General features: G+C 64.1%; 14 protein-coding genes. 13 read left to right on the top strand and 1 reads right to left on the bottom strand.

Annotation, left to right across the window (positions count from 1 at the left end):
- Window positions 1-7 precede the first annotated feature (7 nt).
- From OXG33_04405 to OXG33_04380, 6 genes are all read left to right on the top strand, one after another.
- Complete coding sequence (locus OXG33_04405) at window positions 8-142, top strand: hypothetical protein (protein MCY4113167.1); 135 nt, start codon at window positions 8-10, stop codon at window positions 140-142.
- A gap of 1,846 nt (window positions 143-1,988) precedes the next feature.
- Complete coding sequence (locus OXG33_04400; GenBank protein ID MCY4113166.1) at window positions 1,989-2,135, top strand: hypothetical protein; 147 nt, start codon at window positions 1,989-1,991, stop codon at window positions 2,133-2,135.
- Window positions 2,136-2,436: 301 nt separating this feature from the next.
- The gene (locus OXG33_04395) at window positions 2,437-2,601 is read left to right on the top strand and encodes a hypothetical protein (GenBank protein ID MCY4113165.1); all 165 of its coding nucleotides are present in this window, start codon (window positions 2,437-2,439) and stop codon (window positions 2,599-2,601) included.
- 875 nt (window positions 2,602-3,476) lie between these two features.
- Window positions 3,477-4,004, top strand: coding sequence for a hypothetical protein (locus OXG33_04390; protein ID MCY4113164.1), 528 nt, complete (start codon window positions 3,477-3,479; stop codon window positions 4,002-4,004).
- Window positions 3,959-4,579: a hypothetical protein gene (locus OXG33_04385; protein ID MCY4113163.1), complete on the top strand. Its 621-nt coding sequence runs from the start codon at window positions 3,959-3,961 to the stop codon at window positions 4,577-4,579. Before OXG33_04390 ends, OXG33_04385 begins: the two co-directional genes overlap by 46 nt.
- Window positions 4,580-5,174: 595 nt before the next feature.
- A complete protein-coding gene (locus OXG33_04380; GenBank protein ID MCY4113162.1) occupies window positions 5,175-5,351 on the top strand; it encodes a hypothetical protein in 177 nt (58 codons plus the stop codon).
- 74 nt (window positions 5,352-5,425) lie between these two features.
- Here the strand turns inward: OXG33_04380 and OXG33_04375 are convergent, their stop codons facing one another.
- A complete protein-coding gene (locus OXG33_04375; GenBank protein MCY4113161.1) occupies window positions 5,426-5,788 on the bottom strand; it encodes a helix-turn-helix transcriptional regulator in 363 nt (120 codons plus the stop codon).
- Between the two features lie 231 nt (window positions 5,789-6,019).
- On the opposite strand from OXG33_04375, the gene OXG33_04370 reads away from it, so the two are divergent.
- The 7 genes from OXG33_04370 to OXG33_04340 all read left to right on the top strand — a co-directional run bounded on the left by OXG33_04370 (window position 6,020) and on the right by OXG33_04340 (window position 13,640).
- Window positions 6,020-6,643, top strand: a complete 624-nt coding sequence (locus OXG33_04370) for a response regulator transcription factor (protein ID MCY4113160.1) — start codon at window positions 6,020-6,022, stop codon at window positions 6,641-6,643.
- 340 nt (window positions 6,644-6,983) lie between these two features.
- A complete protein-coding gene (locus OXG33_04365) occupies window positions 6,984-8,351 on the top strand; it encodes an AAA family ATPase (protein MCY4113159.1) in 1,368 nt (455 codons plus the stop codon).
- Entirely contained in the window at window positions 8,348-8,683 is a 336-nt protein-coding gene (locus OXG33_04360; GenBank protein ID MCY4113158.1) for a hypothetical protein, read from the top strand. Before OXG33_04365 ends, OXG33_04360 begins: the two co-directional genes overlap by 4 nt.
- Complete coding sequence (locus OXG33_04355) at window positions 8,680-9,120, top strand: hypothetical protein (protein MCY4113157.1); 441 nt, start codon at window positions 8,680-8,682, stop codon at window positions 9,118-9,120. Before OXG33_04360 ends, OXG33_04355 begins: the two co-directional genes overlap by 4 nt.
- Window positions 9,121-9,202: 82 nt before the next feature.
- Complete coding sequence (locus OXG33_04350; protein ID MCY4113156.1) at window positions 9,203-11,644, top strand: ATP-binding protein; 2,442 nt, start codon at window positions 9,203-9,205, stop codon at window positions 11,642-11,644.
- An 8-nt stretch (window positions 11,645-11,652) separates the two neighbouring features.
- Window positions 11,653-12,915 (top strand): hypothetical protein, encoded by a 1,263-nt coding sequence (locus OXG33_04345; protein MCY4113155.1) that lies wholly within the window; start codon window positions 11,653-11,655, stop codon window positions 12,913-12,915.
- A gap of 80 nt (window positions 12,916-12,995) precedes the next feature.
- On the top strand, window positions 12,996-13,640 hold the full coding sequence (locus OXG33_04340) for a M23 family metallopeptidase (protein MCY4113154.1): 645 nt from the start codon (window positions 12,996-12,998) through the stop codon (window positions 13,638-13,640).
- The last annotated feature ends 174 nt before the right edge of the window (window positions 13,641-13,814 follow it).

The raw sequence follows: 13,814 nt of genomic DNA, 5'->3' as shown, positions 1-13,814 counted from the left end.
GGACGCCGTGCGACGCCAGCTGGCAGACCTTCAGGAACAATTGAGCGAGTATGAGTCCCTAAAGGCTGGCAACTTCGAGATCGAGGACCTGAACGTCGTCGCCAAGTTGCCGGCCACTCTGGTCAAGGCTCGCATCTCGTAAGGCTTGAGCCAGAGAGACTTAGCGGAGCGACTCAGCCTGAAGGAGCAGCAGATACAGCGGTACGAGGCGACGGACTACGCGTCGGCAAGCCTGACTCGGATCAAAGAGGTCGTGAACGCATTGGGCGTGGCGGCGAACACTTCTGTTCCAACTACGGTATCCCGCTGATCACGGTTCCAGGAGCTCTCAGCGGCGGTGCAATTGGCGATGGTGGTTAGGAAGCACGACTCCGAAACCATCTGCGAAGAGGCAGCTAACGTCCTCCTCGCCCAACTCCTCCGCGGCCACGGTATAGCCGCACCCTCGAAGCGCCGCAGTCGCCGTGGCACCCCCGATCATGCCGAGGTCACCGAACCCTACGCGCTGGGCGACCTAGCCACCGACTACACCCTATGCCCATTCACAGTGGCAGAGCGTGACGGCCACTGAGTGCCGGACGCCGGCCGAGCTCGTCGGACTATGTCGGTAGGTGGCTGCACTACGACCAGCTGCTGCAATGGGATTCAGGCCTGGGAGAGTCGCGCGACACGGGGCCAGTGCGCAACATCGTTAGCAGGCGGCGCCCAATGCTAGGTGACAAGGCCAATTTGCCCGTCCACGCCTTCAACAAGGCTCGCGTGGGCTACTGCCTGACGGAGGGCGAAGCGCAGGATCGGCAGACGGCGGACGCGGGGAAGCCACGCCTTTAGAAGGAAACTGGCGATGTCCGAATCCCTTGACCAAATTGCCTGCGTGACGCAGGTTGGCCAAGAATTTGTGGCTGCATCCGACATGACTGGTCTTGCAGCAATTCCCGGGCAAATTGGTTCCGCTCGCGAATCGCCTGTGAGGGGAAAACTCATGCATCTACTGTCCAGAGTCGTCGGCGTGGGATCTGGCTGAGTCATCGATGGCTTTGGCAACACTAGCAGACAGGCACGAGGGATATAATGGTCGAGTTCACCTTCACAGGGGGATGCAGCCATACGGTTGCTGAAAGGTAACGACTGAGAATCAAGGAGTGCACATGGAAGTCGAGTCAGATGACCAAACGGACCATTCGTGTCAGTCTTGGACGGACGCGCCTTGACGGCCCTGCACAACGGTTGCCAGAACGGCTGATATATGGGATTCAGTGCCATGACGTATAGGAATGCCTAGATCCTAAAGCGGAGGTTGTAACGTTGTACCGATTGATGGAGGCCTAGCTAATGGGGATACCTGTCACGGCGGAGGCATATTTTGTCATCAACCCGCTGTAAGTCTTGTCTACGACCCGGAGAACATCTGGTTCTACCTCGACATTCTGATGGTCAGTGCGTTTGTGATGGCGTTGGGATTCAACACCGTTGCAAGCTCAAAGAGAATAGGGCTATCGATAGGGAGCAACTCACCCAATGATACTGGGAAGCTAGTGTAGCCTTTTACGCCACCGTAGATGTAACCATACTTCTATTGCACAGTTGAGTCTCCATCCTGGCGCTGGATCTAGAGATTGGTGACCATCTTGGCCTCATCAAAGATGCTATTGTGGATGTACTGTTGCCTGTGATCTTTGGAGCAGCTGGAAATGCCATGTGGCCTACACCAGCCAAGGATAGTAGCCACTGAATGTCCCCACATGCCTCGGGTCCCGGACGGCACCGCGCTGGGGTGGTGTCCCTGGACATCCGGAGCCCCGGACAACGGAGTAGCAAATCTCGGGAGCGGGCTAACGAGGAATCAAATGGGCTACTGCGCCTTCATCACCGGCGTTCGTTACACTCTAGACTTGAGGGTGTGGGGCCAGAACAGCAATCTGAACTGCTGACCGATGGATGTTGACGGGAACATCGTGGTCAAGTCAGGCCTACGGGTGGACGTCAAATTGAGCCTGAACATTGAGTGGCTGAAGACGTCCATTGACGCTGGGATCTACTACATCCGGGAGGAGACGATGGAGGACGGGGCGACGGACTTCCATGTTCGCTTTGGGCTGGGGACGCTGCCCACGCTCCCTGTATTCGGCAGTTGAATCTGCGGCTTCTATGTGGCGGAGGATGCCTCGTTTGGCTATTCTGTGGTTAGCGTATCGGCTGCCGGTGCTGATAAGTAAACGCTGACAGTTTTGGCCACGGCGGGGAATGGCCACGGAAAGTTCGGCGTGAATTGGGGCACCGGGACGGGTGCTATGGCCGCCAGACTAGACTGCCGGGCACATCCTCCTACACCATCACCGTGCAGGCCGACGACGGCACCGGCGGCAGCGGCTCTGCGATGGTGAATGTCTCCGTGGCCGACGTGGACAGGATCCGGACGGGACTCGTGCGGGCGCGGTGTCCCTGGGTGCCCAGTCTCCGTCTCATGGGCGACTGTCCTTCCCGGGCTACTTCCTGGATAAGGCCAACGACGCCGGGGCGGACTCCTTCACCATCACCGCCGACGATCGCTACGTGCTGGGCCTGGGGGTGCGGGACCAGACTATCGACCTCCTGGCCTAAGTGGAGGATGCGGACGGCAACTAGGTAGCCGTGTCCGGCCCTCCCAAGAAGCCCAACACCGACCAACCCATTGAGTGGCTTAGCACCACTCTCGACGCGGGATGCCACTACGTAAACTTGGCGGCCAAGCAGGACGGAGAGACTGACTACTACCTGCAATTCGCTCCGGCTATTCCGGGAGAGAAGACCGCAGTCCAGGTAACGCGAAAACGCCCGCATAAATGGATGTTTGGGCGAGATTGGCCTACCTCACCAGGATGGAACACTCCGCAGCCGTGGGGGGCGGGTGGCGGATCCCGAACCAACGTGCGTGGGATGGAAGATCAGACGAGGCAAAGCTCCGGCTGAAAGGAGTCCACGAAATCCTGAGGGAGGCCATGCTAGGGCCGCGACAGCGCACAGAAGAGCCCGCGCGGTCCCCGCTGACTTCCTTCAGCGCCCGGAGCGGTTCAAGGAGCAGTCCGGCCTGCCGTGGGCGCAGATCGCCCGACGGTTCGATGTGCGGTCGAGGCGCATCTGCTCCTCCTTCGATCCCAGACCTACGATAAAGCCGAAGCCTCGGCCCGCATGCCGCTGCACGAATGCACCTAGATTCGGCCCGACCTGAACGACGCGGACGATTGTCGAGTCGCAGTTCAGCCGCCCTTGTGGGAATGAGCGTTGACTGTTGGGCCTGCGACGCCACGTTCTGGTTGCCCCGACCGCGGCCCTGACGGGTGGATGTGAAGGTGCCACCGACGGTGCTCTGGCATCTGTTGCAGGCGACGTGCGCCGTCCTTGGTGCTGTGGTCGTGATCTGCCGGATTCGCCACGGTCGTCGGACGTGCGACCAATGGTTGGCGCTGGCTGGCTGCTGCGCATGGGCCGCTACGGCCGTGACCGAGGCAGTCTGGCCATTGCTGGAAGCGGTGGGGGGCGACGCGGACATTCGCCGACTGCTGGTGAATCTCGGCAATGTCGTGGTCATTCTCGTCGTGTCCCTCGGCGTCACTCGCTTTGGGATATGGAAGCGCGCACGGCCGTCGATCATGCTGGCGGCCCTGGCGGCAGGACTTCTCGTCTGGTGGTTGCCGGGACACGGCGCCGTCGTTGAGCGTCGGGAACAGTCGAACTGGGAGGTCTGGCTGGGACTGGTTCTGTACTTCACCTACGTTGCGGCGACCGGTGGCAGCCTGCGCGAACTCGGGCGATGCCGCGCCCGGACCGAACTCACGTTGCCACAACTCATGTGCCTCCGACTGCTGCATGCGGTGGTGGCGGCGGCTCTCGCTTGTGCTGGCATCAAGGCGCTGCTTTTCGTGGGCGTGCAGCTGGAGTGGCGCGGTTTCAGCGCGCTGTGGCCGAGCACGTACTTTCCGTGGCGCTGTTCGGATTCTGCGTGCTGTTTGTGCTGGCCCTCGTAACGCCGGAGCCTCTACTGACGCTCGCAGCCCGCATTGACGCAACGGAAGCGCGCGGCTTCGCGATCGCCTTTGCCCTGCAGACCAAGAGCGACGTGGCGCAGGCTCGAGATCTAGGCTGGCGGAGTGCCCTTATTGCGCTTGCCGAGCAGGCCGCTCGAGTGCAGGGCTACGGCTTTGATGAGTTGGCGAACCTCCGCCTGGCCGCAACGCTCTTGCATACCGACTTTGAGCTGCGTACGCCCGATGGCATGCAGATCGGCTCCACGGACGGCCGAAGTCCCATTCAGGAATGTGCCCACGGCCAGAGCCTGCATCCCTTGGTTGGTCGCACGGTATGTGTGCCGTCGGACACGTTCGGATTGCTAAGGGAGGCGGCGAGCGACGACCCACAGACTCGGGCCGCCAGATTGCTCAAGGTCACGGACATCTTTATCGGAAGCGTGAATCTCTGGGATCCCCGCGAAGAACGCTCGGCGTGTACAGCAAGCGCGTTGGCAGCAGTCGAGCAGCAATTTGCTGCCTGGGAGGAGGTCGACGCGCTGCGCCGCGTGTTGAGCCACCGTGATCAAGCCTGAGGTCACCTGTGTGTCGGTGGTGCAGGGTCAAGACGGATTCGGTTGAATGGTCCAGGACCGGGAGGGATCAGGGCGGAGCCTCGTTCCGGCGACCACCATGCCCGTGCGTATTCTGCGTTTGCTGGAAGCGGTTGGCCTTTGGGACTAAGTGTACGTCGAGTGAGGCGGACGCCCCGAACTCTGCGGCGAGCCGCCGGGCCGCGATGTCAGTCTCGATGGACGCCGTCGCCAATCAGCGGGAGACGCAGTTGGACTCGTTGGAACTGGCACTACCTCGCCCCAACGTCCGCCACCCGACGACGCATCGCAACTCTGGCTAAGTCAGCGACACGTGTTATCGAGACTATCCGCGGGCCTACCGGGCGGGACCAAGGGGCCGAAAGCATTTGCGAATCCACGTGCCGATTGGCATCGGCAGGCGACGGGACTCGGCCGAAGCCGAGCCTTGAACGAGTGACCGCAGCCACTCTGGTTGATTGGCGAAGTGTGTGAGGGCGGCCCCGAGCGCTTCGGCGGCCAACTCGTCATCGGGAGACGGGGGATCGGTTCCGGCGAACATTTCGCCGACGGAGCGACTGCGATGTTTCAGAAGTAGATGGGCACACTCGTGGCAGATGATGGCGAACTGCTGATGCCGGGAGTCACGGGCTGGATAAAACACGACGTGGGATCCATCGATCGTGATGCGGGCGCCGGAGATGCCGCCGGCGGGCAGCCGAGTGTCGGGGACGGCGTCGATGACGAGCCCAAGGCGCGCTTCAAGCCGCTCTAGGAGTAGATCGTGGTCGAATCGGCGGCCGCTGAGGCCTAGCTCGCGAAGCAACGTCCGCGCCTCGAGCAGCGCGTTCACGTGTCCAGACTGCGCTGCCCCACAATCCGTTGGGCGAGTCGAATCATGTCAAGCAAGATTTGCCGGCCTTCAGGCCCCAGACGATCGGCAGATCGAAGCGCGACTTCGATCTCCGATGCTGGCGCCTCAGACTCCGAGTTGATCTCGCTATCCGATTCGAAGAAGTAGGCGGGGGAGACGCAAAAGAACCGGGCAATTGCAGCGATGACCTTGCGGCTGGGATTGTCCTGGCGTCCGGCCAGCATGTTGCGGAGGTAGGTCAGGGAGACGCCGGTTCCGCGCGCGACCTCATCGACGGTGTAGGCGGTGTCATCGGACTTGCGAACAGTGGCGAACAGATAGCGCATGCGCAAGGACATGTCGTCCAGGTCCCCGGACTGTGACTCACTATTGTGAACTACAGACACAATAGTATTGACGGGGCCTCCCAGCCGTCACTACGATGATCAATCACCATCATAGTGATCTGATCTGCGATGTCAACTCACGCACGAGACTGGCCGGCAGGGTCCACCCGAAGACTGCCGTCAGTCTCTCCGGCACCAGTATCTGGCGCATTTGGTGGCAGGACACGCCGCGTGCGTGTCCTCGTGCTGGCCGCGGATCCGGTCACGTCCGACAGCGTTCGATGCCAGTTGGAGGGTCAGCCGTCGATCGAGGTGGTCGGGGTTGTGCATCATGCCGACGCGGCGGTCGTCGCGTGCGCAAGGTGCCGCATTGACGTCGTGGTGACAGTGTCCGAGGCGCAGGCCACCCGTACCCGGCTATTGCAACGGGCGATTTCGATCCGGACCCGCTACCCGGCCACCCGAGTAGTTGTGGCACTTCACAGCAAGCAGCGCCTGTGGGACACGCTGCTGACGAGGCCCGACGGCCTGCTGGCCGCCACGGCTCCATCGCAGGAAGTGCACGAGGTCGTAGGGGGCGCCGCCGCGGGGCACGTCACCATCGGGCAGTCCGTGCGCGATGCCTTCTTCAACGCATGCGCGCCTGCCGGCGAGCAACCTGATGCCGCCCTGGAAGATCTCACTCCGCGCCAGACCGAGATCATCTCGGCCGGCGCTCGTGGCCTGACGTCGCGTGAGATCGCGGACCAATTGCATATCGCCGTCAACACCGTGGACAAGGCTCTCACGGTGATCTACCGCAAGCTCGGCGCCCGGAATCGAGCCGAGGCCTGTCTGATCGCCGCACGGCGCGGACTAGTTCGCTAGACCGGTGCTCGACCCAAATCCCGACTCTGTTGGGAGATACACGGGACGGTTGGGTCGGTCGGCGTGCAGGCAACAGGTGTGGCGAGCAACGCCACGGCACGGTCCCGCGTGCCTGGATTCATGGACGCTTAGGCCGATCGGATCGCGCGACGAACGCGTCGTCCACTCGATCCGCGGGAGTCCCCCTGACCGCCATGATTACGGAATCCTGGATTCCAGAACCCTTCGCGCGCTTCTCGATTGATCTCAGCGCGCAATTGGCGCGCACCCGCACGCCGGCGGCGGCGTCGCGCCTCCCCGACGCCGCCGCCCTGCGTGAGCGAAGGAGCCCGACCCGGTCGTGAACGATCAAGGAACCAGCCTGCCGATCCGGGTGCACCTGTGCCTGCTGCGGGCGGCCGAGATCCAGGAGGTGCGCGCCGCAATGGCCCAGCGGCCGGCCGACCAATTTGAGCTCGCGGGTCTCTCTACCAACGGCGCGGATGCTGCAGCCCACGTGGCAGCGAGCCAGCCTGACGTGGTGATCGTCGGAGCGGAGCTCTTTCCCGAGGATGCCGACAACGGCTTGCTTGCCTTTCTAACCAATCTTCAAGCGCAGGGCAGGCGCGCAATAGTGCTCATCGAGGTTTGGCACGACGGCATGAACGACGACCTAGAGCGCTTGCCAGCCGTCGATGCCGTGCACTATCGGCCCGTCGACGCCGCCGAGGTAATCGGGCGAGCCTGGGCGCTCGGTTGCGCCACTCGAGCCGAGCAGCAGCGTGCTCGACAGCAGGAAACGGCCGCCGCCGAGCAATTGGCGGAGCGCTTGGCGGTGCCGCCGGCGGGGCGATCGATCGTCTGCCTCACGGCGCGGAAGGGAGGGATTGGCAAGGACACCCTCGCCTCCAACCTGGCCTGGGCCATCGCCGAGCGCAACGTGCCGGTTCTGCTCGTCGGAGGAGATCCGAAGGACGACCTGGCGGCCTACTGTGGCGTCGAAGCCTCTCCCGGGATCGCGGCGTTTCTGCGCCAGCCCAATCGCGAGGGGTTTCAGGCGGGTCTGCAGAGATTCCGCAACTTCCATGTGATGGTCGGCCTGGCCGATGACCACCTAGCCGCGCAGTGGAACGCGCGCTTCGAGCGCGAAGAGCCGAATCTGATCCGCGAGCTGCTGGTGACGGCACGCGACTTTCCGTATGGGGCCGTCGTGGTCACCCTTCCCACCGAATACGGCCACTGGCGGTTCCAGCCGCTGGCGCGGGCGGATCGCATTCTCTACGTGGTCACTCCGGCACAGGCCGATGTCGTCAACGCCATTCGCGATATCTCGATGGTCCGCCGCGACATCGGGCCGGAATTCCTGCCTGAGGACCGGCTGTTCCTGTTGCTGAACCGCGTCCGACGCGGCGATCGCCGCCGCGTCTCGGAGATCGCCAAACTGATCGCCGAGGGCGTGGGGTTCGAGATCCCCGTCATCGGAGTGATCCCGGACGCGCACCCCTACGTCGCGGTGGCGCAGAGCCGCGGCGAGCTTCCGCACAGTTGGATGATCGACGAGCTCGAGGCCTTTCGCTCGGCCATCGACGAGGTGGCCGAGCGCCTGGGGCTCATGCAGTCGAGGCCCCCGCATCCTGGAAGCGGCCCCGGCGGACTGCGAGCCGTGCTGCGCCGCGTCGTGCGGAGTTTTGCCTCCGTGCCCGAGGCGGCGTGCGAGGTGCAGCCGTGAGCACAGGTCGACGCGCATGCCTGGTGATCACCCTGTTGGCCTTGATGCTATTGCCGGCCGTGCCCGCGTTTGCGCAGACGACCGACCCAATCACTTTTGCGGTGGAGTCCCTCAAGGGCTTTCTGGCCGCGATTGCCAGCCTGGCAGTGGCGGCGGCAATTGGCTGGAAGGCGATTGCCGCTTGGACCTCGAATAGCGTCGAGGCGCAGCTCGAGGCTCGCCGCTTTGCCATGCAGGCGCTGGTGGTCTATGGGCTGGTGATGGCGTTCAACTTCGGGCTGCTGCAGGCCGCAGTGGAGTTTCTGGTTGACACGATGGGTGGCAGGACGTGACGTCGCCGGCCTCGCCCCTGCGCTTCGTCATCCCGGAGGATCTTGAGAATGTGCCGGCCCGCTGGCCTCTGGGTGGCTTTCGCCTGACCAATCGCGAGCTGCTCTGGCTGCTGGTCTTGGGTGGGTTCGAGCTCGGGCTGATCGCCGTCCTGGTGCCTTGGCTCGGTCTCGGCCCGCTGGTGGGGTTCGCCCTCGCGCTTCCGGTGTTGCTCGGATGGTCACTCATGCGGGTGCGGGTCGATGATCAACCGCTCGACCGACACCTCATGGCACTGGGTCGATTCTGGCTCCGTCCGCGTCTCGTCGCCCGGCACCGGCCGCCGCTGCGGGAAACACGATGTCTGCGAATCCCCGATCCGCTCTATCGCCTGGACTTGCAGGATCAAGCGTCGGCCACCGTCGTCCGGCACGGCTGGGGATTCCGTGTCGACGGATAGCCCATCGCCCGCTCCATCACGAGGTAAGCCCCAGCCCCGGGGCTCGCAGGATCTCGATATCGGTCCGTACGACCAGCCACCGTTGCCATTAGGCGTGCGTGGGATTGGGCAGCAGGGGATTCTGCGGACCGACGGCGCGCTGGTGGCCGCGCTCGAAGTTCGGCCGCTCAATCTCGAGCTGCTTGCCGAGTCGCAAATGGCATCTGCCGTTTCCGGGCTGGCACAGCTGCTGACGAGTCTCCCGTGTCCGGTCCAGATCGTGCTGCGCAACCGCGCGTTTGATCCGGCCACCCATTTGTCCGACGCAGCCCGCCGTTGGTCGTTGACGTGGGACGACAAGCTCGACCTGCGAAACCGCCTGCTCGGCGTGGCGGCCGGCGAGGGAGACGACGACTCTCGACGGCCAACGACATATGCCGAGGCCGTGCGCGTCGCCCACGGTCGTTGGCACATGCGACAGGTGCGGTGCTTTGTATTGCTGGCGCACGGCCAGTCGTCGCGCTCACGTCCATGGTGGTCGAGGCGTCCGTCCTCCGACCACGGCGTGGTGAATTCCGGCGCGCTCGAGGCGCGGGTGCGATTGGTTCGCGAGGGCCTAGCGCGAGCCGGCATCAGCAGTCGGCCTCTCGAAGGCCTTGACCTCATTGAGTTGGTCGAAGGCCTCTTTCGATCGGCGACTGCTCCCGTGCAGAAGGTGCAGGATGCGCTGAAGGCGAACGGGTCCGGTGGCCGAACCAAATACCGGAGCGGGGCGCTCCCGGTCACGCGTTTCGGCTTTGACCTTGCGGATCCCTTTCCAGAGTGGATCGCGTGCCAACCGGACCATCTGGTTGTCCAGGGTCCGGGGCCGCAGGCCCGCCATCTACGCACCCTGGCGCTGCGTAGCTACCCGCGGGAAGTCGACGCCGGCTGGCTGCGCTGGTTCGCCACGCTGAAGCACGACCTCGACCTGGCGCTCTTCGTCTCGCCGGTCGACGACCGCACGATTCGCCGTCGTCTGTCCAGCACCGAGCGCGAGCTGCTGAGTGAGGTAGCAGCTGGCGAAGAATTGAACCCCGTGGCCGCCCGCGCCTCGCGTCAGCGGCTGGAAGACCTCGAAGACGTCCACGAGGCCTTCCGGGCCCGCGAGCGCTACGTTCGCATCTCGCTGGTAATCGGCGTTGCTGCGGACAATGCGGAAACCCTTGAACAGGCCACGCAGGACGTAGAGGCGGAGCTCGCGGGACACGGAATGCTGGCCTCTCGCGTGGTCGGCTACCAGCAAGAAGGCCTGCACAGCCTGCTGCCGTTGGCAGAGGATCGCCTCGGCCGCTGGCGTGGACTGACCACCGGCCCGCTAGCGGCCGCGGTTCCCTTTCATGCGCCGGGTCTCGCGGAGTCCGGTGGCATCTTCCTGGGCACGACGGTGGGTGGCGGTCACGGCCATGCCCCGGTCATCATCGATCCCTTTGCCGAACGCCACGAGAATCCCCATCTGGCGGTCTTGGGACAGAGCGGCGGCGGCAAGAGCCACTGTGCCAAGCAGATCGCCTTCGGGCTGTGGCTCTCAGGGGCCAGCCTGACTGTCCTCGATCCCAAGAATGAATACGGTGCCCTCGCCCGGGTCTGCAACGGGCAGGTGCTCAAACCGGCGATGGCCTCGTCGCAGGCCATCAACGTCTGGGACCTAGCCGGCGTGAGCGACGCCCGCGGCTTCGCACGGGTGGCGAGCGGCCTGCGCGGATTCTGGCGGCTTGCCCTCGGGGGTCTCAGCGAGCAGCAGCGAACCATCATCGACAACGCCATTGAGCCCACATTCCGAAAACGCCATATCGAGGCAGCCGATCCGTCGACCTACGGCCGGTCGCCGCCCACCACATCCGACTTCGTGAGGCTAATCGAGGATCGATATGGCCACGACGCCATGTACGGCCAAGCCGCTCGCGATCTTCTGGAGCGGCTGGAGCGCTTTACGAGCGGGCAGTTGGCCGAGCTATTCAATCGTCCGACCAACGTCGATCTGAGTAACGACTGCACGGTGTTTGCCCTGCGCGATCAGCGAGCCGATCAAGCCGAGATTCTGCCGCTGGTGTACTACGTGATCCTGCTCCATCTCCGGAACTGGATGGATCGCGAGCACCGGCGGCGCGTGATCGTGGTGGACGAGGCGTGGACGCTGCTCAGCTGCGAGCAGGGTGCCGACTTCCTCCTTGAATTGGCCAAGACGGCGCGGGCGATGCAAACCATGCTTGTGCTGGTGTCGCAGGATGTCTCCGACCTCGTCGAAGAGCCGAAGGCGCGTGCGATCCTCGCGAACTGCGCCGCGACTCTGCTGTTCCGCCAGCATCCGACGCACGAGCGGGCGTTGCGCGAGGCCTTTGCCCTGAGCAACGAAGAGCTCGCCATCCTCGCGCGGGCGCGTCGCGGTCAGGGGTTGGCGCTCATTGGCGCTGGCGACCGAGTGGCGCTGGAGACACCGGCGTTCCGGGTGGATGCGGTCGGCGCGCGCCGTCGTGCCGGTGCCGCGCCAAAACCCGGCGCCTAGCAGCCTCGATGCGCCGGTGGCTCGTCTCGGCCGTGCTCGGTCTGGCGACGGTGCTCGTCTGTTGCTTGCCGGCACCGGTGTTGGCCGACACGCCTGCGACCGCCGAAACGACTACGCCCGGCGAGACGGTCTCATCCGACTCGGCGGGCGATATCGCCGATGACCTATCCGAGCCCTTGGCAGACCGCCTGGGTGAAATGCTCCGAGAGACCCTAACCTCACTGTTTCCACCGGTGTGGCGCGATCCCGGATCCGTCGCGGCGACGGCGGGTCTTGGCGCCACCGCCTCGCTGATCCAGGCGCTGCACGCCCCCTTGGCCTGGGCATGGCGCTGGATGCTGACCGTACCGGACAGTATCGAGCCGAACCCGGGCGGTGCGATGGACCGCGCGTTTGCCGCCGTGCCGGGCGGTACGCCCCTCAAGGACTTCTACGTCCCTTCCAAGGCCAACCAGGCACTCCGCGCCATGTGGGACCGCACGCGCGATCTGGCGTTGAACGCGCGGACACCGCTGATCTCCTTGGTGGTGGTGATCTTCGTCGGCTTCGCGCTCTACAAGGTGTTCATGGGGGCGCCGGTCGATCTGCGCACCTTCGCCGGCCAGACGGTGGTGGCCGTGGGGTTTGCTCTGGCGAGCTTCAGCATGGTCGAAGCCATGCTGCAGCTCAACAATCTGCTGGTGCACGCGTTCGTGACCCTTGGAGGCGAAGTCATCGACCGCGATAGCCCTCTCGAGCTATTCGAGCGCTGGAGCTGGGGCACCGCGGGCACCGGCGGCGTCGTCGGCGGGCTATGGACCACCCTATTCCGCACGCTGCTCTATTTGATCCTCCTGCTTGAAGTCGTGCTGCTGGCCATGAAGTTCGCGCTGCGACTGATTTGGATCTGGGTCCTGGTGGTGGCGGCGCCGCTCGTCATGGTGCTCAGTCTGCTGCCGTTCGCTCGTGGGCTGATGGATGCGTGGGTGAAGCGAGTCGCGCAAGTGGTCTTCGAAAAGGCGGCCATCGTATTTGGGCTAGTGGTGGTATTCGGAATAATCGCGGCACAGCCGCCGAGCTTGCTGTCGATCGCGATGCTGATCGTGAGTCTCGGGGTGGTGCTCCAGTTCCCACGATGGCTCATGGCCGGAATGTCGCAGTTGCCGGCCATCACGCCGCAGTCCGTGTGGGGCCGTGGGGTCCATCACTACGTGGCCGTCCGCAATTTGGTGCGCGACTCCCGATCTGTCCGTGGAGCCGGCACGGCGCCACGACGACCACCCGGCCGCTGACGATGCGGGACTAGGACATCGCGATGCCTACGCCGTGGCTCGGTGCTGTAGGCCGGCGCCTAGTCAGTCTCGGGCTACGCATGGCGGCGCAGATCTTGGTCGCGCGCACGCGTGAGGAGATGCGCGACGTGCATCCTGCGGCCGTAGGCGTTATCGGCCTAGCAGTCGTGTTGGGCCTGATGCCTGCAGTGGTCGTGCTTCTGGCTGGGTCGCTGCTTCAGGCCGCGGTTTTCGGACAGCTCGTCGCGAGCGTGGCAGGGATTGACCACGGCTCGTCGGATTGGCGCCAACCGGTCGAACCCGACTCATTGATCATCGGCGAGGAACTTCCCCGGACTTGGCTCTGGCCGGTGGTTGGGCGCATGACCACGCACTACGGAGGCTGCACGGCAGCTATGTGTCCTCACTGGGGCATCGACATTGCAGCTCAACTCGGCACGCTGGTGCAGGCGGCCGCTGATGGCGTGATCACCAGGATCGGCTGGGATCCTGACGGTTACGGACATTTCATCGTTCTGGACCATGGCAGTGGCTGGCAGACGCTCTACGCGCATCTCCAGCCGGGCACGTCAAGTGGCTACGGAATGACCATTGGAATGGCGGTTCACCGAGGCGACGCCATAGGCGGACTGGGAAGCTCGGGCGCGTCGACGGGTCCACATCTGCACTTCGAAGTGAGGCACGACGGAGGATACATTAATCCGACGCGAATCCTTGGAGCCTAGCTCGCGGCAACCACCGGCCTTCTAAGCCGACGGTCGTGGGTTCGAATCCCGCCGGGGGTGCCGCGAATTAGAGGTGACGCGCGCGCCAAACCTGTTAGACGGCCCTTGGACCGAGCGCGGGCCGTGCCCAGACGGTGCGTCTCATGCGAAGTGATCAACGGCCTTTTTCTGGCC

The sequence above is a fragment of the Chloroflexota bacterium genome (assembly GCA_026708035.1).
Taxonomy (GTDB): Bacteria; Chloroflexota; UBA11872; order UBA11872; family UBA11872; genus JAJECS01.
This window is presented reverse-complemented; position numbering and strand designations above follow the sequence as displayed.

Bases quoted from the DNA above. Each gene is read 5' to 3' on its own strand.
- OXG33_04340 (MCY4113154.1), top strand. From the start codon at position 12,996: ATGGCGGCGCAGATCTTGGTCGCGCGCACGCGTGAGGAGATGCGCGAC.
- OXG33_04345 (MCY4113155.1), top strand. From the start codon at position 11,653: ATGCGCCGGTGGCTCGTCTCGGCCGTGCTCGGTCTGGCGACGGTGCTC.
- OXG33_04380 (MCY4113162.1), top strand. From the start codon at position 5,175: ATGGGCACACTCGTGGCAGATGATGGCGAACTGCTGATGCCGGGAGTC.
- OXG33_04375 (MCY4113161.1), bottom strand. From the start codon at position 5,788: ATGTCCTTGCGCATGCGCTATCTGTTCGCCACTGTTCGCAAGTCCGAT.